Consider the following 25,131-nt stretch of genomic DNA (forward strand, 5'->3'; position numbering starts at 1 on the left):
GTCAATTGTTCAAAAAACACGCATGTTACTTGAGCATTTGCCTGCTCGTTACACCACTGGTCGCCACGGCCGAAGCGCCGCCGCTGGAGCCGTTGCCGGTCACGACTCCGGCACCGATCGACCTGGCGCCGCTGCAACAGGCCCTGGCGCAATTGCCCAGTGTCTGCCCGCAGCTCGCGCCGCGTATCGACGCCAGCGCGCAATTGCGCCTGCAAGCCTTTTATCAGCAGCAAGGCGACGCGCCGCTGTGGTCGGCCGACGAGCGTCGACAGGCCTTGCACAGCCAGTTGCTGATGCTGGCCGACGACGGTCTGGACCCCACCCACTATAGCCTGCCCGCTGCAGATGCCACGGCGAATGTGCTGTGCAGCGATATCGCGATCAGCCAGCAGTACCTCCAGGCCCTGCAGGATTTGCATTTCGGGCGCCTGCAGCAATCGCGCTTCGAACCGCTCTGGCACGCCCAACCGCCTGTCGATGAGCCAGACACCGCTGTGCTGGCCTTCGCCGCCACCGGCTTGCAGGACATGGCCCAGGGGTTCGACCAGGCGCGTCCCAGCGCGGATTTGTATCGCAGCCTGCGCAACGCCTATTCCAGTGCGCGCCGGCAGCCGCTGCCGCAGTGGGAGGCGGTGAGCAATGGGCCGCTGTTGCGCCCGGGCATGGAAGACCCACGGGTGCCGGAACTGGCGCGGCGCCTCTACCGCGGCGGGTACCTGACCCAGGAACCCAAGGGCAGCGCCAGGCAGTACCGCCCCGACCTGGTCGCTGCGGTCAAGGCCTTCCAGCTCAGCCATTCCCTGCAGTCCGACGGTGTGATCGGCGCCGGCACCGTGGCCGAACTCAATATCAGCCCTTTGACGCGCCGCGACCAGTTGCGCATCAACCTCGAGCGGTTCCGCTGGCTGGCCCGGGACCTTGAGCCCGAAGGCGTGGTGGTCAACATTGCGGCCGCGCAACTGAGCGTGTATCAGGGCGGCATTCCCGTGTGGCAGACCCGCCTGCAAGTGGGCCGCGCCGAGCGCCAGACACCGCTGCTCAAGTCGCGCATCACGCGACTGACCCTCAACCCTACGTGGACCATCCCGCCCACCATCATGCGCGAGGACAAGCTGCCGGCCATCCGCCTCAATCCGCACTATCTGCGCCAGCAGAACCTGCAAGTGCTTGACGCCGAAGGCCACCCGCTGACCCCGGATCAGGTCGACTGGGCGCGCCCCGGCAATATCCTGCTGCGCCAGGAGGCGGGGCCGCGCAACCCGTTGGGCAAGATCGTGATGCGTTTCCCCAACCCGTATTCGGTGTACCTGCATGACACGCCGAGCCAGCCGCTGTTTACCAAGGGGCCGCGGGCGTTCAGCTCAGGGTGCGTGCGGGTCGAACAACCGCTGCTATTGCGCGACCTGCTGGTGAGCCCGGCCGAACGTACGCGCAGCGATGAGCTGCTGGCCACCGGCGTCACCCATGAATTCAGGCTGGCCACGCCGGTACCGGTGCTGCTGGGGTATTGGACGGTGGAAGTGGATCGCCAGGGAAGCCTGGTGTACGCGCCGGATATCTACGCGCGCGACCCGGTATTGATCAAGGCCATGGGGAGTGTGCTGTAGAACTGAGTGGCTAGGTACCCATGTGGGAGGGGGCTTGCCCCCGATAGCGGTGTGTCAGCCAGCTTATCTGTAGCTGACACACCGTCATCGGGGGCAAGCCCCCTCCCACATTTGGACCTTTACCTACTCAGGCATCAATTGCTGGCGGCACTCCAGCACCAGCCGCGCGCCGCCCAGTTCGCTGGTGGCCACGTCCAGCTTGAAGCCGTGCAGGTTGATGATCGCCGCGACAATCGACAGGCCCAGGCCAAACCCGCCTTGTTGGTCACTCTCATCGACCCGATAGAAGCGTTGGAACACCGAGGCGCGTTCGGCCGCAGGAATCCCCGGCCCGGAGTCGAGCACTTCGATCCGGGTGCTGCCCACATCATTGAGCGCGCGCAGGATCACCGTGCCGCCCGGTGGGGTGAACTTGATCGAATTGCTCAGCAGGTTGGCCAGGGCCTCGAACAGCAGTGCGCGGTCGCCGGTAATCCAGGGCAGTGAATCCGGGGTCTGCAGCAGCAGTTGCAGCTCGCCTTCCTCGGCCAGGGGCAGGTAGAAGTCGTGCAGCTCGCGCAACAGCGGCAGTGGGTCCATCAGCAGAAAGCCCGAACGACGCTGGTGGTCTTCCAGTTCCGAAATCCGCAGCAAGCCGCGAAAACGCGCCATCAGCGTGTCGGTTTCGGCAATCGCGTCATCGAGCTTCACCGCATGGGCCGAATCTTCCTCCGCTTGTTGCTTGATGCGGTAAAGCTGCGCACGCAAGCGCGTCAGCGGGGTGCGCAGATCGTGGGCGATGTTGTCGCACACACCCTTGACCTCGTTCATCAGCTTTTCGATGCGGTCGAGCATGGCGTTGACGATGGCCGCGAGCATGTCCAGCTCATCGCGCCGGTTCGACAGCGGCAAGCGATGCGTCAGGTCGCCGGCGACGATGGCCTCCGCGCTCGCCTGAATGCCGCGAATGCGCCGCAGCGGACGGCGGCGCAGCAGGTGCCAGCCGGCGGCGCCTGGGATGATGGTCAGCGACAGGGCCCATAGCAGGGCATGCCAGATGATGCGGGTCACGCCGAACAGCGAGCCGTTGGCGCGCACCAGCACCAGCCAGCGGCCGTCTTCGGTGTGGGTAGCCACGGCGTCGCAGCTGTCCTTGGGCAGTTTCGGGTCATCGGAATCGACACAGTTGGCCAGGGCGTGGATCTTGCCATCGAGCGGCAAGTCCGGCGGCACGGCGCGGATCGGCCCGCTCAAAGGACGAAATTGTTCGTCGAACAGGCCATAGGCATCCACGCCTTTCATGTCGAACGTCATGCTGGTGGTCAGCGCCTCCACCAGTTCCTCACCGTCGAAGCGCTGGAACAGATGCTGGCGCTGCAGCAGCGAATGGCGTGACAGGTCGCTGAGGTAACCCGACACCTCGTAATACAGCACCCCCATGAGGATGCAGCTCCACGCGACGAACAGCGAACTGTACAGCGCCAGCAACCGACTGCTGGAAGAGCGCCAGCCCTTAGAGGGGTTCAGCAATGACATATCCCGAGCCTCGTACCGTGCGAATCAGCGGCGTGAGGCCCGGCGGGTCGATTTTCTTGCGCAGGCGACCGATGTGCACGTCGATCAGGTTGGTGCCGGGATCGAAGTGATAGCCCCAGACTTCCTCGAAGATCATCATCCGCGACAGGATCTGCCCGGTGTTGCGCATCAGAAATTCCAGCAGCTTGTACTCGGTGGGCAACAGGCTCAGCGGTTGATCGGCGCGGCTGGCTTCGCGGCTGATCAGGTTCAGTTCGAGGTCGGCCACGCGCAGGGCGGTTTCGAATTCCTTGACCGTGCTTTTACGTCGCAGCAGCACTTCGACGCGGGCGGCCATCTCATCGGACGCGAAGGGCTTGGTCAGGTAGTCGTCACCGCCGGCGCGCAGGCCGCGCACGCGTTCGTCCACGTCGGAGAGGGCGCTGATCATCAGAATCGGCGTCGACACCCCGATGGTGCGCAGGGTGGTGACGATGGCCAGGCCATCGAGTTCGGGCAGCATGCGGTCGAGGGTGATCAGATCGTAATCACCACTGACGGCACGGACCAGGCCTTCGCGGCCATTGTCCACCCAGTCTACGTCCAGTCCATGGCTACTCAGCTCGGCGACGATCTCGCGGGCCGTTACGGCGTCATCCTCGATGGTCAAAATGCGGGTCATAGGATTACCTGGTGAGCGTTCACACTAGAAGTGCGGGCATTTTGCCAAGAAGTTGCTGAATGTTTCCTAAATAAAACTTCATCTAGGCAAATCAGTGTGGGAGCGGGCTTGCCCCCGATAGCGGTGGGTCAGGCTATCAATTCTTACCAGACACACCGCTATCGGGCGCAAGCTCCCTCCCACATCGGGTGTTCAACAGGAGAATGCATAACGCCCGTTCCCAAAACAGCATTCTTGCAACTTGCATGATTTTAAGAAGTTCAATTTAGTTAACTTGTTGAAATATAAGAATTTTATTTTTTGCCTTGGCTGGCACGCTGCCTGCACTGTCCTTTTTGAGACTTGTAACACTATTTTTCATGCCTGGAGCAAAATAACAATGATCACATCTTCATCCACGCTGCAAGAGTCAAGCGCGCTCTCCGGGGTTTCCTGGGGGGCGATTTTTGCTGGGGCGGCCGCGGCTGCCGCACTGTCCCTGATCCTGGTGCTGCTGGGCTTCGGCCTGGGTTTTTCGGCGGTGTCGCCGTGGGCCGACAGCGGCATGAGCGCCAAGGGGCTTGGCATTTCCACGATTGTCTGGCTGGCATTCACCCAAATCGTTGCGTCGGGCCTGGGCGGCTATATTGCCGGTCGGTTGCGCGTGAAGTGGGCCAATCTGCATGGCGATGAGGTGTACTTCCGTGACACCGCACACGGCTTCCTGGCCTGGGCGGTCGCGACACTGATCACGGCGATGCTGGTGGTCGGTTCGGTCAGCAGCGTGGTCAGCGGCGGCGTGAAAGCCGGTGCCAGCGTTGCGTCGGGCGCCGCCAGCGGTATGTCCCAAGCCGCCGGCAGCGTAGCCAAGGGCGCCCACAGTGGCGACTTCGGTTACTACGTCGACAGCCTGTTCCGCGACGACCGCCCTGCAGCGGTCAGCGATGACGCCGCCCATGCCGTGGTCGGTCGCATCTTTGCGCGTACATTGAGCAATGACGGCCAACTGGCTCCGGAAGACCGTACCTACCTGGCCCAATTGATCAGCCAGCGCACCAACCTCAGCCAGGCCGATGCCGAGGCGCGGATCGACAAGGTCTACGGCGATGCCCGTAAAGCCATCGAAGACGCCAAGGTCAAAGCCAAGCAAGCTGCCGACACCGCTGCAAAAGTCGCGGCCTACACCTCGCTGTGGACCTTCGTCGCGCTGCTGATCGGTGCGTTCTTCGCCAGCTTCGCCGCAACCTTTGGCGGTCGCCGCCGGGATGCCGTGGTGTACGTCGAAACCGAAAACTACATTCGTTAAATCAAGGAGAACAAGATGCGCTCATTACTGCTGTGGTTCCTCGGCGTGCCGATTCCGCTGATTATCCTGATTGCCATTTTCATGCACTAAATCTGAGCCTGGCTCAATGTGGGAGGGGGCTTGCTCCCGATAGTGGAGTGTCAGTCAGCCGATTCGGCGACTGATACCCTGCTATCGGGGGCAAGCCCCCTCCCACATTGGGTTGGCGGTGAACCAGCCTTAGTCGTCGAACCCCACCTGCTCGTGAATTTCGTCCACCTTCAGCTCCAGCCGATACGCCACTGCAATGAACAACGCCTGGCACAGGCACAGCGTGGCGCTCAGTGAACGGAAGGCAAACGAGGAGCCTTCATTGACCAACAGCACAGCGTTCGCCCGCTTGGCCAGGGGCGACAGGTTGCTGTCGGTGATAATCAGTGTCTTGGCCTGGTGATGCTGGGCAATGCGCAGGCAGTGCTGGGTCTCTTTGCCGTAGGGCGTAAAGCTGATCGCGATCACCAGGTCATTGGCGCGCACGCTGCGCATCTGTTCGCGGTAGCTGCCGCCCAGCCCCGAAACCAGATGAATGCGCTTGTTGGTGTGCTGCAGGTTGTAGACCAGGTAGTCGGCCACCGCGAATGAGCGGCGTACACCGACCACGTAGATATTGTCGGCATTCACCACCAGGTCCACGGCCTTGTCGAAGGCTGCGTCATCAAGCTCAAGCCCCAGCCGTTCGATGCCGGATAACGTGGCGTTGACGCACTCACGCGCCAGGTCGCCGCCACTGGCCTTCTGCGACTTGTTGGCGATCATGCTGCGGATGCGCTGCTGGTAGTTCTGTACCGGCGTGGTCTTGTGCGTATACGCCTCGCGAAACAGCGCCTGCATCTCACTGAACCCGCTGAAGCCGAAACGCTGGGAAAACCGCACGATGGCCGAGGGGTGCACTTCACATTCGCCGGCGATGTCGCTGATGCGATCGACCATGATCCGGTCGCTCTGCTGGCTCATGTAGCTGGCGATGCGCTTGAGTTGGCGCGGCAGGCTTTCGTATTCCTCGGTGATCAGCTGCAACAGGCGTTCGGCATTGATCGGAGGGCTGGCGATTGGATCTTCCAGATGGGTCTCGGGATCGGTGCGGGACATGGGCAATCCTTCTGGCGTGTTCGTCTGGTGCGCTGATGGGTGGCGCAAGTCTACAGGGTAGGCGTAAAAAAATACCTCGGCATCACGGCCTGCGCGGGCTGCTGAAACGATGCACGACGGCTGTCACTGCATTATGCCGGCTTATTGGAAAAAATATTCCACTAAAAATAATTATGGAATAAATATTGATTGCCGCCGCCGGACGTTCTAGTCTGCTCCCACCAAGAGCGTTTGCCGTCGCCACGGCGGCACAACGCAGGCTGATAAAAATAACAGGAGCCAGCATGGGCCAGACTCGTTTTGCCAGTGGGCGTCAATTGGATCTGATTTGCCTCGGGCGCCTGGGCGTCGACCTCTACGCACAGCAAGTGGGTGCGCGGCTTGAGGACGTGTCCAGCTTTGCCAAGTACCTCGGCGGTTCCTCCGCCAATATCGCCTTCGGCACGGCGCGGCTGGGGCTCAAGTCCGCCATGCTGAGCCGGGTAGGGGACGACCATATGGGCCGCTTCCTCGTGGAGTCCCTGGCCCGTGAAGGCTGCGACGTCAGCGGCATCAAGGTCGACCCGGAACGCCTGACTGCCCTGGTGTTGCTGGGCCTGAAGGACCGCGAAACCTTCCCACTGGTGTTCTATCGCGAAAACTGCGCCGATATGGCCCTGCGTGCCGAGGACATCAACGAAGCCTTCATTGCCTCCAGCAAAGCGCTGCTGATCACCGGTACGCATTTCTCCACCGACGGCGTGTACAAGGCCAGCATCCAGGCCCTGGACTATGCGGCCAAACACAATGTCAAGCGCGTGCTGGATATCGACTATCGCCCGGTGTTGTGGGGCCTGGCGGGTAAGGCTGACGGCGAGACCCGTTTTGTCGCCGACCAGAATGTCAGCCAGCATGTGCAGAAAATCCTGCCGCGTTTCGACCTGATCGTCGGCACCGAAGAAGAATTCCTGATTGCCGGCGGCAGTGAAGATTTGCTCACTGCGCTGCGCACCGTGCGTGAACTGACCCCGGCCACCCTGGTGGTCAAGCTTGGCCCGCAAGGCTGCACGGTAATCCAGGGTGCGATCCCGGCGCGGCTGGAAGATGGCGCCATCTACCCGGGCGTGCGGGTTGAAGTGCTCAACGTGCTGGGCGCCGGCGATGCCTTTATGTCGGGCTTTCTCAGCGGCTGGATCAATGACGCCAGCGATGAGCGTTGCAGCCAGTTGGCCAATGCCTGTGGCGGTCTCGTCGTCTCGCGCCACGCCTGTGCGCCGGCCATGCCGACGCCTGCCGAGCTGGATTATCTGTTCAGCAGCCCGGTGCCGATCACCCGGCCTGACCAGGACGCGACCCTGCAGCGCCTGCACCGCGTCAGCGTGCCGCGCAAGGCCTGGAAGCAACTGTTCATCTTCGCCTTCGACCATCGCTGGCAACTGGTGGACCTGGCGCAACGCGGCGGCCAGGACCTGACCCGCATCAGCGAGATCAAGCAGCTGTTTATCCAGGCCATCGAAGGCGTGGAAAAAAAGCTCGCCGAGCAGGGCGTTGAGGCCGATGTGGGCCTGTTGGCCGACCAGCGCTTCGGCCAGGACGCGCTCAACGCCGCCAGCGGTCGCGGCTGGTGGATCGCGCGCCCGGTTGAAGTACAGAATTCGCGCCCGCTGGCCTTCGAGCACGGCCGTTCGGTTGGCAGCAACCTGATCGCCTGGCCCCAGGAACAGATCATCAAGTGCCTGGTGCAATACCATCCCGATGACGAGCCGATGCTGCGCCTGGAACAGGAAGCGCAACTGAAGGCGGTGTACGACGCCTCCCTGGTCAGCGGTCATGAACTGCTGCTGGAAGTCATCCCGCCCAAGGATCACCCGTCCACTTATCCCGACGTGCTCTACCGCAGCCTCAAGCGCCTGTACAACCTGGGCATCTATCCGGCGTGGTGGAAGATCGAAGCGCAATCGGCCGAGGACTGGGAAAAGCTTGATGCACTGATCCACGAACGCGACCCGTACTGCCGGGGTGTGGTGCTGCTGGGGCTGAATGCGTCGGCGCAATTTCTCGCCGACGGCTTCAAGCAGGCCAGCCAGAGCACCACCTGCCGTGGTTTTGCAGTGGGCCGCACGATCTTCCAGGAGCCGAGCAAGGCGTGGATGGCGGGGGAGATCGATGATGAGACGTTGATCCAGCAGGTGCAGGCCACGTTCGAGCAACTCATCAGCGCCTGGCGCAGTGCGCGAAATTAAATAAGGCCAAATGTGGGAGGGGGCTTGCCCCCGATAGCGGAGTGTCAGGCAACACTTCAGTCACTGATCTACCGCTATCGGGGGCAAGCCCCCTCCCACATAAAGCAAAAAGCAGATCTCAGTGATACCTGAAAATAATAAAGGTGCAGCCATGCCCGCAATCCGAATTGGCATCAACCCGATCTCCTGGAGCAACGACGACCTGCCGGCCCTGGGCGGTGAAACGCCGCTGAGCACCGCCTTGAGCGAAGGCAAGGAGATCGGCTACGAAGGGTTTGAACTCAACGGCAAATTCCCCAAGGACGCCAAGGGCGTGGGCGATGTACTGCGCCCCTATGACCTGGCGTTGGTCTCCGGCTGGTATTCCAGCCGCCTGGCGCGGCGTTCGGTGGCCGAGGAAATCGAGGCCATCGCCGGCCACGTCGAGTTACTGAAACACAACGGCGCCAAAGTGCTGGTGTACGGCGAGGTGGCCGATTCGATCCAGGGCTCGCGCATCCGCCTGATCGAGCGCCCGCGTTTCCATAGCGAGCAGGCTTGGCAGGCTTACGCCGACAAACTCACGGAGCTGGCGCGTTTCACCTTGTCCCAGGGCGTGCGCCTGGCTTATCACCACCATATGGGCGCCTACGTCGAATCCCCGGAAGACATCGACCAGTTGATGCGCCGCACCGGTCCGGAAGTCGGCCTGTTGTTCGATTCGGGCCACTGCTACATGGGCGGCGGCGAGCCTTTAGCGGTGTTGCGCAAACATATCGAGCGCATCTGCCACGTGCATTTCAAGGACGTGCGCAAACCCGTGGTGCAGCTGGCGCGCAACCAGATGTGGAGCTTTCCCGACTGCATCGTCAACGGCACCTTCACCGTGCCTGGCGATGGCGATATCGACTTTGCCGAATTGCTCGATGTGCTGCTGGCCGCCGGTTACACCGGCTGGCTGGTGGTCGAGGCCGAGCAGGACCCGGCGGTGGCGCCCAGCTATATCTACGCGAAAAAGGGCTATGACACGTTGCGAGCATTGCTCGACGAGAGGACTTAATCATGAGCTTGCTGGTCAAGAGCAACACACGTGGGCAGACCATGGTCGCCCTGGAAGCAGGGCGCCTGGAGTATGTCGGTTTCAGCGCTTATCGCCTGAGCCTGGGCGAAACCCTGCCGGTCAGCGCCGGTGATAACGAACTGTGCCTGGTGCTGCTCAGCGGCCGGGTAAATATCCAGGGCGAGGGCTTCGACTGGCAGAATCTCGGTGATCGCCAGTCGGTATTCGAAGACAAATCGCCGTTCGCCGCCTACCTGCCGCCCGGCACTGCGGCCCAGGTCACCGCCTTGAGCGACGTGCAGATCGCGGTCTGCGCAGCGCCCGGTGCGCAGGGTTACGAACCGCGCCTGATCCGCCCGGAACAGTGCAAGCGCAGCGTGCGCGGTAAAGGTGCCAACACCCGTTATGTGTGCGACATCCTGCCCGACAGCGAGCCGGCGCATTCATTGCTGGTGGTGGAAGTTCGCACGCCGTCCGGGCATTCATCGAGCTACCCGCCGCACAAGCACGACATCGATGACCTGCCGCACCAGAGCTTTCTGGAAGAGACCTATTACCACCAGATCAATCCGCCCCAGGGCTTCGTATTCCAGCGCGTGTACACCGACGATCGCAGTATTGACCAGGCCATGGCCGTGGAAAACAGCGATCTGGTGGTGGTGCCCAAGGGTTATCACCCGGTCAGCGTGCCGTACGGTTACGAGTCGTATTACCTGAACGTCATGGCCGGCCCCAAGCGTGCCTGGCATTTCCACAACGACCCGCAGCACAGTTGGCTGCTGGACCTCTGAACGGTTTCGCACGGAGAACAACAACAATGAAGTCGCCGCTACGCTTTGCCCTTAACCGTATGGTCGCACCCAACCTGTCCCTGCCGGACTTCATCCAGTTGGCCGCGTCGCTCAAGTGCGATGCCATCGAGATCCGCAATGATCTCAAGGACCGCCAGATCGAATACGGCGCGCCGGCCAGCCGCGTGCGCCAGTTGTGCGCGGCGCAGGGCATCACAGTGTTGTCGATCAACGCGCTGTATCCCTTTGACGTGTGGAACGATGAGCGCCGGGCCCAGGCGCTCGAGCTTGCCGCCTATGCCCGTGAATGCGGCGCCCAGGGCCTGGTGATGTGCCCGTTCAACGAGCCGGGCGACACGCGCACCGATGCCCAGCGTGCCGCCGGTTTGCGCACGGCCTTGAGCGAACTGGCGCCGATCCTGCGCGAATACGGCATCCTCGGCTTTGTCGAGCCACTGGGCTTCGAAGAATCCGCCCTGCGCCGCAAGCGCGTGGCGGTTGACGCGATCAAGGCCATCGGCGGCCTGGATGTGTTCCGTGTGGTGCACGACACCTTCCATCATCACCTTGCCAATGAGCATGAGTTCTTCCCGGAACTCACTGGCCTGGTCCACATCTCCGGCGTGGAGGATGCCGAGGCGCCGCTCAACTCGATCCGTGACGGCCACCGCGTACTGGTCGGCGAGGGCGACATCCTCGGCAATGCGGCGCAGATCGACACCTTGCTCAGCACCGGCTACAGCGGCTACCTGTCGTTCGAGCCGTTTGCGGCAAGCGTGCATGAGCTGGCGGATATCCAGCAGGCCTTGGGGGCAAGCATTGCCCACCTGAAAAAAAGTTAAGGGGCGCGACATGACCACCACCCGACTGACCATGGCCCAGGCCCTGGTGAAGTTCCTGGATAACCAATACATCGAAGTCGATGGCGTGCAGAGCAAGTTTGTCGCCGGCGTGTTCACCATTTTCGGTCACGGTAATGTGCTGGGCCTCGGCCAGGCGCTGGAGCAGGACAGCGGTGACCTGGTGGTGCATCAGGGCCGCAACGAGCAGGGCATGGCCCACGCCGCCATCGGGTTTGCCAAGCAGCACCTGCGCCGCAAGATCTACGCCTGCACCGCCTCGGTGGGGCCGGGTGCGGCGAATATGCTCACCGCAGCGGCCACCGCCACGGCCAACCGCATTCCGTTGCTGCTGTTGCCCGGCGACGTCTACGCCAGCCGCCAGCCCGACCCGGTGCTGCAGCAGATCGAACAGTTTCACGACTTGAGCATCAGCACCAACGATGCGTTCCGTTCGGTGAGCAAGTACTGGGACCGCATCAACCGCCCGGAGCAATTGATGAGCGCGGCGATCCACGCCATGCGCGTGCTGACTGATCCTGCGCAAACCGGCGCCGTCACCCTGGCGCTGCCCCAGGATGTGCAGGCCGAGGCCTGGGACTATCCCGACTATTTCCTGCAAAAGCGCGTGCACCGCATCGAACGTCGCCCGCCCACCGCCGCGATGCTCGACGATGCGCTGGCGGCCTTTCGTGGCAAGCGCAAACCGCTGATCATCTGCGGTGGCGGGGTGAAATACTCCGGCGCGAATGCCGCGCTGCAAGCCTTTGCCGAGCGCTTTGATATCCCCTTCGCCGAAACCCAGGCGGGCAAGAGCGCGGTGGTGTCCAGTCACCCGCTGAACGTCGGCGGCATTGGCGAGACCGGTTGCCTGGCGGCCAACCTGCTGGCGCCGGAGGCGGATCTGATCATCGGTATCGGCACCCGTTATACCGACTTCACCACCTCGTCAAAATCGCTGTTCAAGCACGCGCAGGTGAAATTTCTCAACCTCAATATCAGCCCGTGCGATGCATTGAAGCTCGACGGCGTGCAAGTGTTGGGCGATGCCAGGGTCGCCCTTGAAGCCCTGGCCGATGCGCTGGGTGATTACCGCGCCGGGTGGGGCGACCAGGTGCGTGACGCCAGGGCGCAACTGGATGCCGAAGTGGACCGGGTGCATCAGGTCGAGTACCAGGGCGATGATTTCGTCCCCGAAGTCGATGACCACCTGGACCGCGCGGTACTGCGCGAATTTATCGAACTGACCGGCTCCTGCCTGACCCAGAGTCGCGTACTCGGCGTGCTCAACCAGACCCTGGCCGACGACGCCATCATTGTCGCCGCCGCCGGCAGCCTGCCCGGCGATCTGCAGCGCGCCTGGCGCAGCAAGGGCGTGAACACCTACCACGTCGAATACGGCTATTCGTGCATGGGCTACGAGATCAACGCCGCCCTCGGCGTCAAGCTGGCCGAACCGCGCAAAGAAGTGTACGCACTGGTCGGCGATGGCTCCTACATGATGCTGCATTCGGAGTTGGCCACCTCGATCCAGGAGCGCCGCAAGATCAACGTGGTGCTGCTCGACAACATGGCTTTCGGTTGCATCAACAACCTGCAGATCGGCAACGGCATGGACAGCTTCGGCACCGAGTTCCGCTACCGCAACCCCGAGAGCGGCAAGCTCGACGGCGGCCTGGTGCCGGTGGATTTCGCCATGAGCGCGGCGGCGTATGGCTGCAAGACCTACAAGGTCAGCAGCGTGGAACAGCTTGAAGCGGCGCTGGCCGATGCGCGTACCCAAACCGTTTCGACCCTGATCGATATCAAGGTGCTGCCCAAGACCATGGTGCATGGCTACCTGTCGTGGTGGCGAGTGGGGGTGGCGCAGGTGTCCACCAGCGAGCGCACGAATGCCGCTGCAAAAAAACTCAATGAACAGCTGGCTAAAGCCCGGCAGTACTAATAACAAGAGGAGTGTTTGTATGTCGTTGAAGCTTGGAGTAATCGGTACCGGTGCCATCGGCCGTGACCATATTCGTCGTTGCAGCCAGACCTTGCTTAACAGCCAGGTGGTGGCCGTGACGGACATCAACCTTGAGCAAGCCGCCAAGGTCGTTGCAGAGTTGAAACTTACCGCCGAGGTATATCCGGACGGTCATGCGCTGATCAATTCGCCGCAGGTCGAAGCGATCCTGGTGACCTCCTGGGGCCCAAGCCACGAAGAATTTGTGCTCGCCGCCATTGCCGCCGGTAAGCCCGTGTTCTGCGAAAAGCCATTGGCCGTCACCGCCGAAGGCTGCCGCAAGATCGTCGATGCCGAGGTGGCGTACGGCAAGCGCCTGGTGCAGGTCGGTTTCATGCGCCCCTACGACGAAGGCTATCGTGCCTTGAAAGCGGTGATCGACAGCGGCCAGATCGGCGAACCGCTGATGCTGCACTGCGCCCATCGCAACCCGACGGTGGGCGATAACTACAAGACCGACATGGCGATTACCGACACCCTGATCCACGAACTGGATGTACTGCGTTGGCTGCTCAACGACGATTACGCCTCCGTGCAGGTGGTGTTCCCGCGCAAGACCAGCAAAGCCCTGGCCCACCTGCGCGACCCGCAGATCGTCTTGCTGGAGACCGTCAAGGGCACGCGCATCGACGTGGAAGTATTCGTCAACTGCCAATACGGCTACGACATTCAATGCGAAGTGGTGGGGGAGAGCGGTATCGCCAAATTGCCGGAGCCTTCGCAGGTGCAGATGCGCAGTGGGGCGAAGTTGTCGAAGGCGATTCTGATGGATTGGAAGGACCGGTTTATCGGCGCCTATGACGTGGAATTGCAGGCGTTCATCGACAGCGTGCGCGCCGGGCAAGTGGGCGGGCCGTCGGCCTGGGACGGCTATGCGGCGGCGGTGGCGGCGGATGCGTGTATTGAAGCGCAGGGCAGTGGGCAGATTGTGCCGGTGAGCCTGCCGGATCGCCCGCATTTCTATGGCTGAACCCAACCAGAATTGAAATGCGGTCAATGTGGGAGGGGGCTTGCCCCCGATAGCGGTGTGTCAGTCAACACTCTTGTCACTGATCCACCGCTATCGGGGGCAAGCCCCCTCCCACATTTGATTGGGTTTGCACTTCAAAGAAGGAATAAATCATGCGAATCGGACTAGTCGGCTACGGCCACGGAGGGCGCTTCTTTCATGCGCCGCTGATTGCGACGTTGCCCGGCGCGACCTTTGTCGGCGTCGTCACACGATCCCCCGAGCGCCGCCAGCAACTGGCAAACGATCACCCTGGCCTGCAGGCCTTCGACACCATCGGCCAGATCGTCGAAGCCGGCGTCGATGCCCTCGTCATCTCCACCACCCTCAAAGGCCGTCCGGCCCTGGTGCTTGAAGCCATCGAACATGGCGTGGCGGTGGTCAGCGACAAGCCGTTCGCCGCCAACGCCGAGCAGGCCCAGGCCTTGATCACCGCCGCTGAACGCCAAGGCACGTTGCTCAGCGTCTACCAGAACCGCCGCTGGGACTCCGATTACCTGACCCTGCGCAAACTCATCGAGGCCGGTGCGCTGGGTGAGATAACCCGTTTTGAATCCCGCGTCGAACGCTACAGCCCCCAGGCGGTGGGTAATGCCAGCGGCGGCGGCTGGTTGCGCGACCTCGGCAGCCATCTGGTGGACCAGGCCCTGCAACTGTTCGGCCCGGTGGACCGGGTATTTGCGCAACTGCACTTCACCCGCGAGCATCCCACCCTTGATCATGGTTTTTTCGTTGCGCTGACCCATGCCAATGGCGTGATGTCGCACCTGTGGGGCAGCGCCTTGCAAAACAGCCAGGCACCGCGATTTCGTGTCAGTGGCACGCTGGGCTGTTATACCGTCGAAGGGCTGGACGGCCAGGAAGACGCGCTGATGGCCGGCAAGTCACCGAAAACCGAAGGCGAGCATTGGGGCGCGGAAGAGCATCGACGCTGGGGCTGGTTCGAACAAGGGCCGGAGCGCGAACGGGTGCCCTCGGAAAAGGGTTGCTGGCCGCAGTTCTACCGGCAGTTGCAAGGTGCCGTACAGGGCCAGGGGCCGCTGCCGGTCAATGCCTATGATGCGCTGGAAACCACCCGTATATTGGACGCCGCACGCCTGAGCGCCGAGCGCCAGCAGGTGGTTACGACAAAAATAGAATAAAATTCTAAAACAGGTTGATATGGAAATTATTTTCCAATAAAGTCTTTTCCAGGTTGCATAAAGTACGTCTTGGGCTCGACCCCGGCGACTCAACAAAAACAAGATCAAAAACAACCAGGTACCGTCAGATGAAAATCTTCAACGCTGTACTGCGAGTTTTACGCCCTGCCCACACGCCACGCGCATTGCCTCGCGCCCGGCCGTTCTACTTCTCCTTCCTCAATGTGCTGTGCGTCGAAAACCAGGGCGCGCTGGTCTGCTGCATTCCCGGCGCACCGGTGGTACGCGTGCCCGCCGAACGCTGATAAACGCAACGTCCATAAAACCAACAAGAAAGTGGAGACAGACCGTTCATGAAGACCCCGATCCGTTTTACCGCGCTGGCCCTGTCGATGCTACTCGCCAGCGGCGTTGCCGCGGCCGCTGACATCAAGGTGGGCGTGAGCATGTCCGCCTTCGATGACACCTTCCTGACCTACCTGCGCGAAGACATGGACAAGCAGGCCAAGTCCTATCCCAAGGGCGACGGCGTGCAACTGCAGTTCGAAGACGCCCGCGCCGATGTGGTCAAGCAACTGAGCCAGGTCGAGAACTTTATCAGCCAGAAAGTCGACGCCATCATCGTCAACCCGGTGGACACCGCCTCGACGAAGAACATTATCAATGCGGCTACCAAGGCAGGCATCCCGCTGGTGTTCGTCAACCGTCGTCCGGACCAGAAAGATCTGCCCAAGGACGTGGTGGCGGTGGTCTCCGATGACGTCGAGGCCGGCAGGCTGCAAATGCAGTACATCGCCGAAAAACTCGGCGGCAAGGGCAAGATCGTGATCCTGTTGGGCGACCTGGCGAACAACTCCACCACTAACCGCACCAAGGGCGTGAAGGAGGTGTTGGCCAAGTACCCGGACATCAAGATCGAGCAGGAACAGACCGGTATCTGGCTGCGGGACAGGGGCATGACCCTGGTCAATGACTGGCTGACCCAGGGCCGCGAGTTCAATGCCGTGCTGGCCAACAACGACGAAATGGCGATCGGGGCATCCATGGCGCTGAAGTCGGCAGGTACCAAGCCCGGCACGGTCTTGATCGCCGGGGTCGATGGCACGCCGGACGGTCTCAACGCAATCACCAAGGGCGACATGGCTGCCTCGGCGTTCCAGGACGCCAAGGGCCAGGCCGTGGGCTCGGTGGAAGCGGCGCGCAAGATGGCCAGGCACGAGCCGGTGGAGCAGAACGTGGTGATCCCGTTCAAGCTCATCACCCCGGACAACGTCAAAGACTTCAAGTAGCCCTGAACTCACAACCCTAAGCTCGCAGGGCGGTCACGGCCACCCTGCAGATGGAGTACCTCCCTATGCTCGCTCACGCCACTGCCTCGCCGCCGCCGGGTATCCAGCCGCTGGCGCAGGACGAACCCTACCTGCTGGAAATTCTCAACATCAGCAAAGGCTTTCCCGGCGTCGTGGCCCTGGACGATGTGCAACTGCGGGTGCGCCCCGGCACGGTGCTGGCGCTGATGGGCGAGAACGGTGCGGGCAAGTCGACGCTGATGAAAATCATCGCCGGCATCTATCAGCCCGACGCCGGCGAAATCCGCCTGCGGGGCAAGCCGATCACCTTCGAGACGCCGCTGGCGGCGCAGAAGGCCGGGATTGCGATGATCCACCAGGAACTCAACCTGATGCCGCACATGAGCATCGCCGAAAATATCTGGATCGGCCGTGAGCAGCTCAACAGCCTGCACATGGTCAATCACCGCGAAATGCACCGCTGCACCGCCGACCTGCTGGCGCGCCTGCGCATCAACCTCGACCCGCAAGAACAGGTCGGCAACCTGAGCATCGCCGAACGGCAGATGGTCGAGATCGCCAAGGCCGTGTCCTATGACTCCGATATCCTGATCATGGATGAACCGACGTCGGCGATTACCGAAAAGGAAGTCGCCCACCTGTTTTCGATCATTGCCGACCTCAAGTCCCAGGGCAAAGGCATCGTCTACATCACGCATAAAATGAACGAAGTGTTTGCCATCGCCGATGAAGTGGCGGTATTTCGCGACGGCCAGTACATCGGCCTGCAGCGCGCCGACAGCATGGACAGCGACAGCCTGATCTCGATGATGGTCGGTCGTGAGCTGAGCCAGTTGTTCCCGGTGCGTGAGACGCCGATTGGCGACTTGTTGCTGTCGGTGCGTGACCTGAGCCTGGACGGCGTGTTCAAGGACGTTTCATTCGACCTGCACGCCGGTGAAATCCTCGGCATCGCCGGGCTGATGGGCTCGGGCCGCACCAACGTCGCGGAAACCATTTTCGGCATCACCCCCAGCAGCAGCGGGCAGATCACCCTGGACGGCCAGCCGGTGCGCATCAGCGACCCGCACATGGCCATCGAGAAGGGCTTCGCGCTGCTGACCGAGGACCGCAAGCTCAGCGGCCTGTTCCCGTGCCTGTCGGTGCTGGAAAACATGGAGATGGCGGTGCTGCCGCACTATTCGGGCAACGGTTTCATCCAGCAGAAGGCCCTGCGCGCCTTGTGCGAGGACATGTGCAAGAAACTGCGGGTGAAAACCCCCTCGCTGGAACAGTGCATCGATACCCTGTCCGGCGGTAACCAGCAGAAGGCGCTGTTGGCGCGCTGGCTGATGACCAACCCGCGCCTGTTGATCCTCGATGAACCGACCCGGGGCATCGACGTGGGCGCCAAGGCCGAGATTTATCGCCTGATCGCCTTTCTCGCCAGCGAAGGCATGGCGGTGATCATGATTTCCTCGGAACTGCCCGAAGTGCTCGGCATGAGCGACCGGGTGATGGTGATGCACGAAGGCGAACTGATGGGCACCCTGGATCGTGCGGATGCCACCCAGGAAAAAGTCATGCAATTGGCCTCCGGTATGACCGCGGTCCACTGACTCCAGAATAAGAAGGTGATGGGTTATGAATGCAATAACAGATAACAAGCCGGCCACGGCACCGGTCAAGAACCGTCGACGCATGCCCACCGAATTGAGCATCTTCCTGGTGCTGATCGGCATCGGCCTGGTGTTTGAAGTGTTCGGCTGGATCGTGCGCGACCAGAGCTTTTTGATGAACTCCCAGCGGCTGGTGCTGATGATCCTGCAGGTGTCGATCATCGGCTTGCTGGCCATCGGCGTGACCCAGGTGATCATCACCACCGGGATCGACCTGTCGTCCGGCTCGGTGTTGGCGTTGTCTGCGATGATCGCCGCCAGTTTGGCGCAGACGTCCGATTTTTCCCGGGCGGTGTTTCCGTCCCTGACCGACTTGCCGGTGTGGATCCCGGTGGCGATGGGCCTGGGTGTGGGCCTGCTGGCGGGGGCGATCAACGGCAGTATTATTGCGGTCACCGGCATTCCGCCGTTCATTGCGACCCTGGGCATGATGGTGTCGGCCCGTGGTTTGGCGCGTTACTACACCGAAGGCCAGCCGGTGAGCATGCTCTCGGACTCGTACACGGCCATCGGTCATGGCGCGATGCCGGTGATCATCTTTCTGGTGGTGGCGGTGATCTTCCACATCGCCCTGCGTTACACCAAGTACGGCAAGTACACCTATGCCATCGGCGGCAACATGCAGGCGGCGCGCACCTCAGGGATCAACGTCAAGCGTCACCTGATCATCGTCTACAGCATCGCCGGCCTCTTGGCGGGCCTGGCGGGCGTGGTGGCTTCGGCCCGCGCCGCGACCGGGCAGGCGGGCATGGGTATGTCCTATGAACTGGATGCGATCGCCGCGGCGGTCATCGGAGGCACCAGCCTGGCGGGCGGGGTAGGGCGCATCACCGGCACCGTGATCGGCGCGCTGATTCTCGGCGTCATGGCCAGCGGCTTTACCTTCGTCGGGGTGGATGCGTATATCCAGGACATCATCAAGGGGCTGATCATCGTGGTGGCGGTGGTGATCGACCAATACCGCAACAAACGCAAGCTCAAGCGCTGAGCCTGTCTCGAGGACAACGCCCATCAAATGTGGGAGGGGGCTTGCCCCCGATGGCGGTGTGTCATCTTGAACATCGGTGTCTGGCTGACCGCTATCGGGGGCAAGCTCCCTCCCACATTTTTAGTTCTATGCCGTCCTTATCAACCGTTTGTCTTCTATATAGCTCCATAAACTTGAATTTCTTGCTATAAACGCACTCCGATGACCGTTCGCCAAGCCCGTCCTGGTGCTTTTGGGGGTTGATCGGGAAAAAATGCCTGTCATTTCAGTTGCTGCGCCTTCAAGTCGGCCTTAGACTGCCGCCCCTCGTAAATTGAGTGCCGGGTGGCGCTTGGAATGGATGGCGCCTTTCCGAGACCTGCAGAGGTCGGCCGGAACGCTCCCTTATTCGCCTTAATGCACGTATTTTTTATAGAGAAATCAATGACAAAGGAAAAGTTGCTGGCCATGCCGGCGGATGACTACATGAATGCCGAACAGCACGCTTTTTTCGAGAAGTTGCTGCAAGACATGAAAGTGGAACACCACGAGCGCATTGAACAGAACCGTATCGCCATTGAAAGCCTGGATACCCCGGCCGATCCGGCCGACGCTGCTTCCGTGGAAGAAGAGCGCACCTGGCTGGTCAATGCCATCGACCGCGACCAGCGCATGTTGCCGCAGCTGGAACGTGCCCTGGAACGTATCAAGGAAGATTCCTTTGGCTGGTGTGATGACAGTGGCGAGCCTATCGGCCTCAAACGCCTGCTGATCAGCCCGACCACCAAATACTGTATCGAAGCGCAAGAGCGCCACGAGCAGATCGACAAGCACCAGCGTCAAGCCTGACGCGGCGCACGGGGGCCGTATCATCGGCCCCCCGGAGAGTTTTCCGTTACACCCCCTTTATTGATCTGCTGCAAGCGCCTGTACTAAAGGCCCATGGATAATGGCCCGATAGTGGCGTTTAATGCAGACACAATAACGACAAGCAGTGGGGTAACGACAATGGCTGGAGACGGATCTCTGATGGGCGCAGCAGTACCACCGCAACCGGTGGTGCGGGTGTTGCCCGGCTGGCTGATACCGCTCGCGCAGAGTACCGTCCTGGTGCTGCTACTGCTGGGTCTGGCCTTTGCCCGCTTGCCGATTTACCTGTGCCTGCCGCTGGCCTTGCTGGTGATCTGGCTGCCCCGCCTGAGACCCTCCAAGCCTTCTGTGATGCACGCTGCGGCCAGCGATGCAATTGGCGAGCTGACGCGCGACCTGTCCTACACCACCAGCCATAATGCACTCTCCGCTGCGGGCGTGGCCTATTCGGTCAAACAGCTGGCGGCGCGCCTGCAATCGCAGTTGAGCGCCTCCCAGCAAATCGTCAGCAGCGCGCAGGTGATGATCGGCACCGAACAGGTCACTTCACAGCTCAGCCGTCAGGCCCTGGGCGCGGCGAGCCAGGCCCATCAGCGCAGCAGCGAAGGCCGTGAAGTGCTGGTGCAGTCGATCACCCGCATGCATCAGCTCAGCCAGCGTGCCGATGCCAGCCGCACGCTGATCGAAGCCTTGAGCCAGCGCAGCGAGGAAATCCAGCGCGTGACGCTGGTGATCCAATCCATCGCCAGCCAGACCAACCTGCTGGCGCTGAACGCGGCGATTGAAGCGGCGCGGGCCGGCGAGCATGGGCGCGGGTTTGCGGTGGTCGCCGATGAAGTGCGCGGCCTCGCCGGACGTACGGCCACGGCCACGGATGAAGTCGGGGTGATGGTCGCCGATATCCAGCAGCGCACGGCCCAGGTGGTGGAGCAGATTCGCCAGCTGTCGGCGGACCTGCACACCGGTGTAGAACAAGTGGAAGATGCCGGCCAACACCTGGCGAGCATCGCCGGCCTGGCGGCGGATGTGGAACAGCAGGTCAGTGAAATAGCCCACGGCACCGACACCAACCGCACCCAACTCGACAGCCTGTTCCACGCCGTGGAGCAAATGCGCAGTGACCTTGCAATCAGCGATGAGCAAACCCGCCAGCTCGCCGACGCCGCCGTGCAGATGGAAGGGCAGGCGGAAACCATCAGCGAGCGCCTGGCGCACGTCGGCCTGGATGACTATCACCAGCGCATCTACGACCTGGCTCGCGAAGGCGCCAGGCGCATCGGCGAACAGTTCGAGGCGGATGTGCTGCACAACCGGATCAGTCTGGAAGATCTGTTCGACCGAACCTACACGCCGATCCCAAATACCCACCCGAGTAAATATAAAACACGTTTTGACGCCTACACCGACCAGGTATTACCCGCCATCCAAGAGGCACTGTTGCCGCTTCATGAGGGTTTGGTGTTTGCTATTGCCTGTACGCCTCAGGGCTACGTGCCGACGCATAACAAAGCGTTTTCCCACGCATTGAGCGGTGATGCGCAGGTGGACGCGGTGCAGAACCGTACCAAGCGCAAATTTGATGACCGTACCGGCATACGCTGCGGTAGCCATCAACAAGCCATGTTGCTGCAGACCTACACGCGCGATACCGGCGAGCTGATGCACGACCTGTCAGTGCCGATCATCGTCCGCGGGCGGCATTGGGGTGGCTTGCGCCTGGGCTACAAGCCGCAAGGCGCCAGTTCCCGCTAGCAGCAAGCGCGCTCCTGCGGGAGGAGCGGGCGTGCTGTCAGTGCGTTTGAATCAAGCGACGGGAGACTCATGCAGCAAGGCATTGAGGTCATCGACCGCAGGTGCCCATTCGGCATCGACATGCAGTTGTTCCTTGAGGAAATTCGCCTGTTGCTCGCTCCAGAAGGGCGCGTCGATGAGTTTCACGTCATCCGGCAGACGGTGCTCGGCGGTGAAGCGTTCGATGCCTTCCTGAGTGGAATCCAGGCCTAACTGGTCGAAGAGGGTTTCAAGTGTCGGGGTCGTGGTGTCCATAATATTCTCCATGCGGGCTGATCATCGTTCTGCATGTGAGGGGTATGGTGCGCCAGAGTTCTATTGGATTGTCACGAATTGAGTGCACCTGAATCCACGGCGGCTTTCAGGGCCTTGGCGGCGTCTCTGGCTGCAATGGCGGCAGCGTCGACGGTTTTGAACCAGCGGTCTTTTTCGACCTGATGGGCTGTTACTGTGGTCAACGGCGGTTTGGCCCGCATGAAGATCACCGCTTGAAACTCACCGTCCACTTCCCTGGCATCGCCATGGATAAAAAATTCGCCAATATCAAATTCCGTCACGTATAGCCTTCCCTTCGAGGTAACTGCACTGATGAAACCTGACCCGCAGGGGGCAAACTTCAAGGACGGGTCAGTATGGCAGTTGTTGAAGGGCCGCTGTGCAGTAAAGTGTGCAGTAAAGTCAGCCAGCTGACGAAACGAGTGTGCCGTGCAAGCTGTACAGGTTGGCTTCCAGCGCTTTTGCCAGTGCACAGGCCTTGCTGTGATCGCTGCGAAAGCCTTTTATCCTGCCGCTGGTCACTTCCTGGATATGAAAAAAGTTTCTTCCAGCCGGCAGCACTCGATAAAGCACGCAATGGGAGTACCCATCGGGCGTAGGTAAGCAGTAGTATTGGTGTTCTTCTGGACATGATGAACGAGTGTGAAAAGACGCTGTGTCGTGTTGACGTCGTTGCATGCTCAGCTCCTGTCGATTGACCTGGTTGATATCAGCGCCACGGTTCGGCTGGTTTTGACCGGTGTTGCTGTTTTAGTATTGTCGTCGGCAACGCGCGCCTGGTTCCATGCCCGGGTATTTTCTTTTGTGATGCGTGTCGGAAAACTGTGTTTTTAACCGGGTTATTCTCTGAAGTTGTTCGACTCGTATTCTCGGGTCGTTGAACCTGTGATTTGCTGTGTCGCCGGATGACCTCGCACAAGGGCCACCGCGGCTGTCTGTACGGGTCTTATGGTTGTCTTCAGGTTTTTAACGAGTCTGTCTTTCGTGCCGTAACGGCCGTTTTTTTGTGCTGCCCGCTCAAGCGGTCAGTGCTTTATCGATGTGGGGGCGTTTCCTTGGCAGTCAGTAATCTGGATATGCACGCGTTATTCGTGCTGGGTGATTTACGCGCAAAGTTGGTCAAGCAGTTTCAATCTCGTTTTGTCTACGTTACAGAACAGACCCCGGAAGGTATCTACATCGCCGAGATCGATACCGAAGCGGCGTTGGTCGTGGACGACAAGCCACGCCTGGAACTCAAGGTAGGCGATCATTTTCGCGCGGCGGTATTGCCCAGCCGTGAAGGTGGCAAGTTTGAACTGAAGTTTCGCGATATCAAGTTGACCGTGTATGGCTTGGGCGACTACGCCTTTGTGTCTTCGGCCGAAGGCGAAGGCATTGTGTTCAAGGAAGGCCACAGCGTCATGCTGGTATTTGCCGCCAAGGAACAACTGCAGGAAGGCCTGACCAAAACCCTCAAGGCCGTCACCGGCAAGGCCGCCAAGTGGCGCAAGGGCGAACTGGTAACGTTCAAGGCCAGTGAATAAGCGCAAATACGGCGAACTTCCTTTATCTCCCGGAACCTCTACTACAGTTGAGTTGACTTAACTACTAGAGAGGCTTCGCGCATAGCAGCAAAGCCGTCCGCTGATGGCTGCGATATTGCGAGGTGCGAAGGGATGAAAGGATTGAGAACGCTGTTGGCTGCATCGCTGACGAGCCTGGGCCTGTCCATGGCGTCAGTGCCGGCATCGGCCGCCCAGGCGCCGGTGCACTTTGCCGACCTGAACTGGGAAAGCGGCAGCCTGATCACCGAGGTACTGCGGTTCATTGTCGAGAAGGGCTACGGCTTGCCCACCGACACCTTGCCCGGTACCACGATCACCCTGGAAACCGCCCTGGCCAAGAACGACATTCAGGTGATCGGTGAAGAGTGGGCGGGCCGCAGTCCGGTCTGGGTCAAGGCCGAGGCTGAAGGCAAGGTGGTAGGCCTGGGCGATACGGTCAAGGGTGCCACCGAGGGCTGGTGGGTGCCGGAGTACGTGGTCAAGGGTGATCCGGCCAAGGGTATCAAGCCGCTGGCCCCTGACTTGAAAAGCGTGCAAGACCTGGCGCGCTACAAGGATGTGTTCAAAGACCCGGAATCACCGGACAAGGGGCGTTTTCTCAATAGCCCCATCGGCTGGACCTCGGAAGTGGTCAACAGGCAAAAGCTCAAGGCCTACGGCCTGGACGACAGCTACGTGAACTTTCGCAGCGGCTCGGGGGCCGCACTGGATGCCGAGATTGCCTCTTCAATACGCCGGGGCAAGCCGGTGCTGTTCTATTACTGGTCACCGACGCCATTAATGGGCCGCTATCAGCTGATTCAATTGCAAGAGCCGCCGTTCGACGCGCAGGCCTGGAAGACGCTGACGGATGCGGACAATCCTGATCCCAAGCCGACGCGGTCGCTGGCGTCGAAGTTGAGCATCGGGGTGTCCACGCCGTTCCAGAAAGAGCATCCGCAGATTACGCAGTTTTTCGAGAAGGTTGAGTTTCCTATCGAGCCGCTTAACCAGGCGCTGGCGAAAATGAGTGAGAACCATACGCCGCCTCGGGACGTGGCCCAGGCGTTTCTCAAGGCTCATCCCGAGGTGTGGAAGGCGTGGTTGACGGAGGATGTGGCACTCAAGGTTGAGTCGGCCCTGAAGTGATCGACAGTGTCGCTGCCTGATGGAACTCAAAATGTGGGAGGGGGCTTGTCCCGTGACGGCCGGACAGCCTGTAGCTATCTGACTGATGCTCCACAATCCAAATGTGGGAGGGGGCTTGCCCCCGATGGCGGCCTTCGGGCCGACCAGGATGCTGGATCAGACCGAGTACATATCCGTTTCTGCGGTCACGGCCACCATGGGTTCCGCTTTTACAGCGGGTCACTTTTGGAAAAGAGCCCCAAAAGTAACCAAAAAGGCTCTTGCCCCACCACTCGGCACCTCGCCTAGGCTCGGTGTGCCCGAACACAGGCTTGAATCCGTGGGCCGCCGCAATGGGCCAT

24 protein-coding genes are annotated in these 25,131 nt (G+C 61.1%); 17 read left to right on the forward strand and 7 right to left on the reverse strand.

The genetic code is table 11. The features are described from left to right. The first annotated feature begins 5 nt into the window (after positions 1–5). A complete protein-coding gene (locus tag CIB54_RS24480; RefSeq protein ID WP_101221205.1) occupies positions 6–1,607 on the forward strand; it encodes a L,D-transpeptidase family protein in 1,602 nt (533 codons plus the stop codon). Positions 1,608–1,730: 123 nt separating this feature from the next. On the opposite strand, the gene CIB54_RS24485 is transcribed toward CIB54_RS24480, so the two are convergent. Together CIB54_RS24485 and CIB54_RS24490 are read right to left on the reverse strand one after the other, a co-directional pair. After that, positions 1,731–3,122, reverse strand: coding sequence for a sensor histidine kinase (locus CIB54_RS24485; RefSeq protein WP_101221206.1), 1,392 nt, complete (start codon positions 3,120–3,122; stop codon positions 1,731–1,733). Further along, positions 3,100–3,783: a response regulator transcription factor gene (locus tag CIB54_RS24490; RefSeq protein WP_010564812.1), complete on the reverse strand. Its 684-nt coding sequence runs from the start codon at positions 3,781–3,783 to the stop codon at positions 3,100–3,102. Before CIB54_RS24490 ends, CIB54_RS24485 begins: the two co-directional genes overlap by 23 nt. A gap of 379 nt (positions 3,784–4,162) precedes the next feature. Between CIB54_RS24490 and CIB54_RS24495 the strand changes: the two genes are divergently transcribed. Next, entirely contained in the window at positions 4,163–5,068 is a 906-nt protein-coding gene (locus CIB54_RS24495) for a hypothetical protein (protein WP_065952388.1), read from the forward strand. Between the two features lie 219 nt (positions 5,069–5,287). Here the strand turns inward: CIB54_RS24495 and CIB54_RS24500 are convergent, their stop codons facing one another. Beyond that, on the reverse strand, positions 5,288–6,196 hold the full coding sequence (locus CIB54_RS24500) for a MurR/RpiR family transcriptional regulator (protein WP_065952389.1): 909 nt from the start codon (positions 6,194–6,196) through the stop codon (positions 5,288–5,290). Positions 6,197–6,278: 82 nt separating this feature from the next. Then, the gene (locus tag CIB54_RS27415) at positions 6,279–6,482 is read right to left on the reverse strand and encodes a hypothetical protein (RefSeq protein WP_137200778.1); all 204 of its coding nucleotides are present in this window, start codon (positions 6,480–6,482) and stop codon (positions 6,279–6,281) included. On the opposite strand from CIB54_RS27415, the gene CIB54_RS24505 reads away from it, so the two are divergent. The 13 genes from CIB54_RS24505 to CIB54_RS24560 all read left to right on the forward strand — a co-directional run bounded on the left by CIB54_RS24505 (position 6,481) and on the right by CIB54_RS24560 (position 21,800). Then, positions 6,481–8,418 (forward strand): bifunctional 5-dehydro-2-deoxygluconokinase/5-dehydro-2-deoxyphosphogluconate aldolase, encoded by a 1,938-nt coding sequence (locus tag CIB54_RS24505; RefSeq protein ID WP_101221207.1) that lies wholly within the window; start codon positions 6,481–6,483, stop codon positions 8,416–8,418. The two genes, CIB54_RS27415 and CIB54_RS24505, sit on opposite strands and share 2 nt — an antisense overlap. A 151-nt stretch (positions 8,419–8,569) precedes the next feature. Beyond that, complete coding sequence (gene iolE / locus CIB54_RS24510; RefSeq protein WP_101221208.1) at positions 8,570–9,457, forward strand: myo-inosose-2 dehydratase; 888 nt, start codon at positions 8,570–8,572, stop codon at positions 9,455–9,457. A 2-nt stretch (positions 9,458–9,459) separates the two neighbouring features. Then, entirely contained in the window at positions 9,460–10,248 is a 789-nt protein-coding gene (iolB, locus tag CIB54_RS24515) for a 5-deoxy-glucuronate isomerase (protein ID WP_101221209.1), read from the forward strand. Between the two features lie 26 nt (positions 10,249–10,274). Beyond that, on the forward strand, positions 10,275–11,090 hold the full coding sequence (locus CIB54_RS24520) for a TIM barrel protein (RefSeq protein ID WP_101221210.1): 816 nt from the start codon (positions 10,275–10,277) through the stop codon (positions 11,088–11,090). A gap of 10 nt (positions 11,091–11,100) precedes the next feature. Beyond that, positions 11,101–13,032, forward strand: a complete 1,932-nt coding sequence (gene iolD, locus CIB54_RS24525) for a 3D-(3,5/4)-trihydroxycyclohexane-1,2-dione acylhydrolase (decyclizing) (RefSeq protein ID WP_101221211.1) — start codon at positions 11,101–11,103, stop codon at positions 13,030–13,032. A gap of 19 nt (positions 13,033–13,051) precedes the next feature. Continuing rightward, positions 13,052–14,062: a bifunctional inositol 2-dehydrogenase/D-chiro-inositol 1-dehydrogenase gene (locus tag CIB54_RS24530; protein WP_065952395.1), complete on the forward strand. Its 1,011-nt coding sequence runs from the start codon at positions 13,052–13,054 to the stop codon at positions 14,060–14,062. Positions 14,063–14,214: 152 nt separating this feature from the next. Beyond that, on the forward strand, positions 14,215–15,243 hold the full coding sequence (locus CIB54_RS24535) for a Gfo/Idh/MocA family protein (protein ID WP_101221212.1): 1,029 nt from the start codon (positions 14,215–14,217) through the stop codon (positions 15,241–15,243). Positions 15,244–15,371: 128 nt separating this feature from the next. Further along, a complete protein-coding gene (locus CIB54_RS27515; RefSeq protein ID WP_163001556.1) occupies positions 15,372–15,548 on the forward strand; it encodes a hypothetical protein in 177 nt (58 codons plus the stop codon). 48 nt (positions 15,549–15,596) lie between these two features. After that, positions 15,597–16,532, forward strand: coding sequence for a sugar ABC transporter substrate-binding protein (locus CIB54_RS24540; protein ID WP_065952397.1), 936 nt, complete (start codon positions 15,597–15,599; stop codon positions 16,530–16,532). A gap of 65 nt (positions 16,533–16,597) precedes the next feature. After that, the gene (locus tag CIB54_RS24545) at positions 16,598–18,151 is read left to right on the forward strand and encodes a sugar ABC transporter ATP-binding protein (protein ID WP_101221213.1); all 1,554 of its coding nucleotides are present in this window, start codon (positions 16,598–16,600) and stop codon (positions 18,149–18,151) included. Positions 18,152–18,176: 25 nt separating this feature from the next. Next, entirely contained in the window at positions 18,177–19,199 is a 1,023-nt protein-coding gene (locus CIB54_RS24550) for an ABC transporter permease (protein ID WP_073525176.1), read from the forward strand. A 423-nt stretch (positions 19,200–19,622) separates the two neighbouring features. Beyond that, a complete protein-coding gene (locus tag CIB54_RS24555) occupies positions 19,623–20,027 on the forward strand; it encodes a TraR/DksA family transcriptional regulator (RefSeq protein ID WP_003191666.1) in 405 nt (134 codons plus the stop codon). Positions 20,028–20,570: 543 nt separating this feature from the next. After that, a complete protein-coding gene (locus tag CIB54_RS24560) occupies positions 20,571–21,800 on the forward strand; it encodes a methyl-accepting chemotaxis protein (protein ID WP_371914531.1) in 1,230 nt (409 codons plus the stop codon). A gap of 51 nt (positions 21,801–21,851) precedes the next feature. On the opposite strand, the gene CIB54_RS24565 is transcribed toward CIB54_RS24560, so the two are convergent. The 3 genes from CIB54_RS24565 to CIB54_RS24575 form a co-directional block, all read right to left on the reverse strand. Next, entirely contained in the window at positions 21,852–22,094 is a 243-nt protein-coding gene (locus tag CIB54_RS24565; protein ID WP_065952400.1) for a DUF2789 domain-containing protein, read from the reverse strand. A gap of 71 nt (positions 22,095–22,165) precedes the next feature. Beyond that, positions 22,166–22,396 (reverse strand): hypothetical protein, encoded by a 231-nt coding sequence (locus CIB54_RS24570; protein WP_101221214.1) that lies wholly within the window; start codon positions 22,394–22,396, stop codon positions 22,166–22,168. 121 nt (positions 22,397–22,517) lie between these two features. Continuing rightward, complete coding sequence (locus tag CIB54_RS24575; protein ID WP_101221215.1) at positions 22,518–22,793, reverse strand: hypothetical protein; 276 nt, start codon at positions 22,791–22,793, stop codon at positions 22,518–22,520. A gap of 377 nt (positions 22,794–23,170) precedes the next feature. On the opposite strand from CIB54_RS24575, the gene CIB54_RS24580 reads away from it, so the two are divergent. Then, complete coding sequence (locus CIB54_RS24580) at positions 23,171–23,641, forward strand: hypothetical protein (RefSeq protein WP_065952402.1); 471 nt, start codon at positions 23,171–23,173, stop codon at positions 23,639–23,641. 132 nt (positions 23,642–23,773) lie between these two features. After that, positions 23,774–24,790: an ABC transporter substrate-binding protein gene (locus CIB54_RS24585; RefSeq protein WP_101221216.1), complete on the forward strand. Its 1,017-nt coding sequence runs from the start codon at positions 23,774–23,776 to the stop codon at positions 24,788–24,790. Positions 24,791–25,131: the final 341 nt, after the last annotated feature.

Source organism: Pseudomonas fluorescens (assembly GCF_002837185.1).
Lineage (GTDB): Bacteria > Pseudomonadota > Gammaproteobacteria > Pseudomonadales > Pseudomonadaceae > Aquipseudomonas > Aquipseudomonas fluorescens_AM.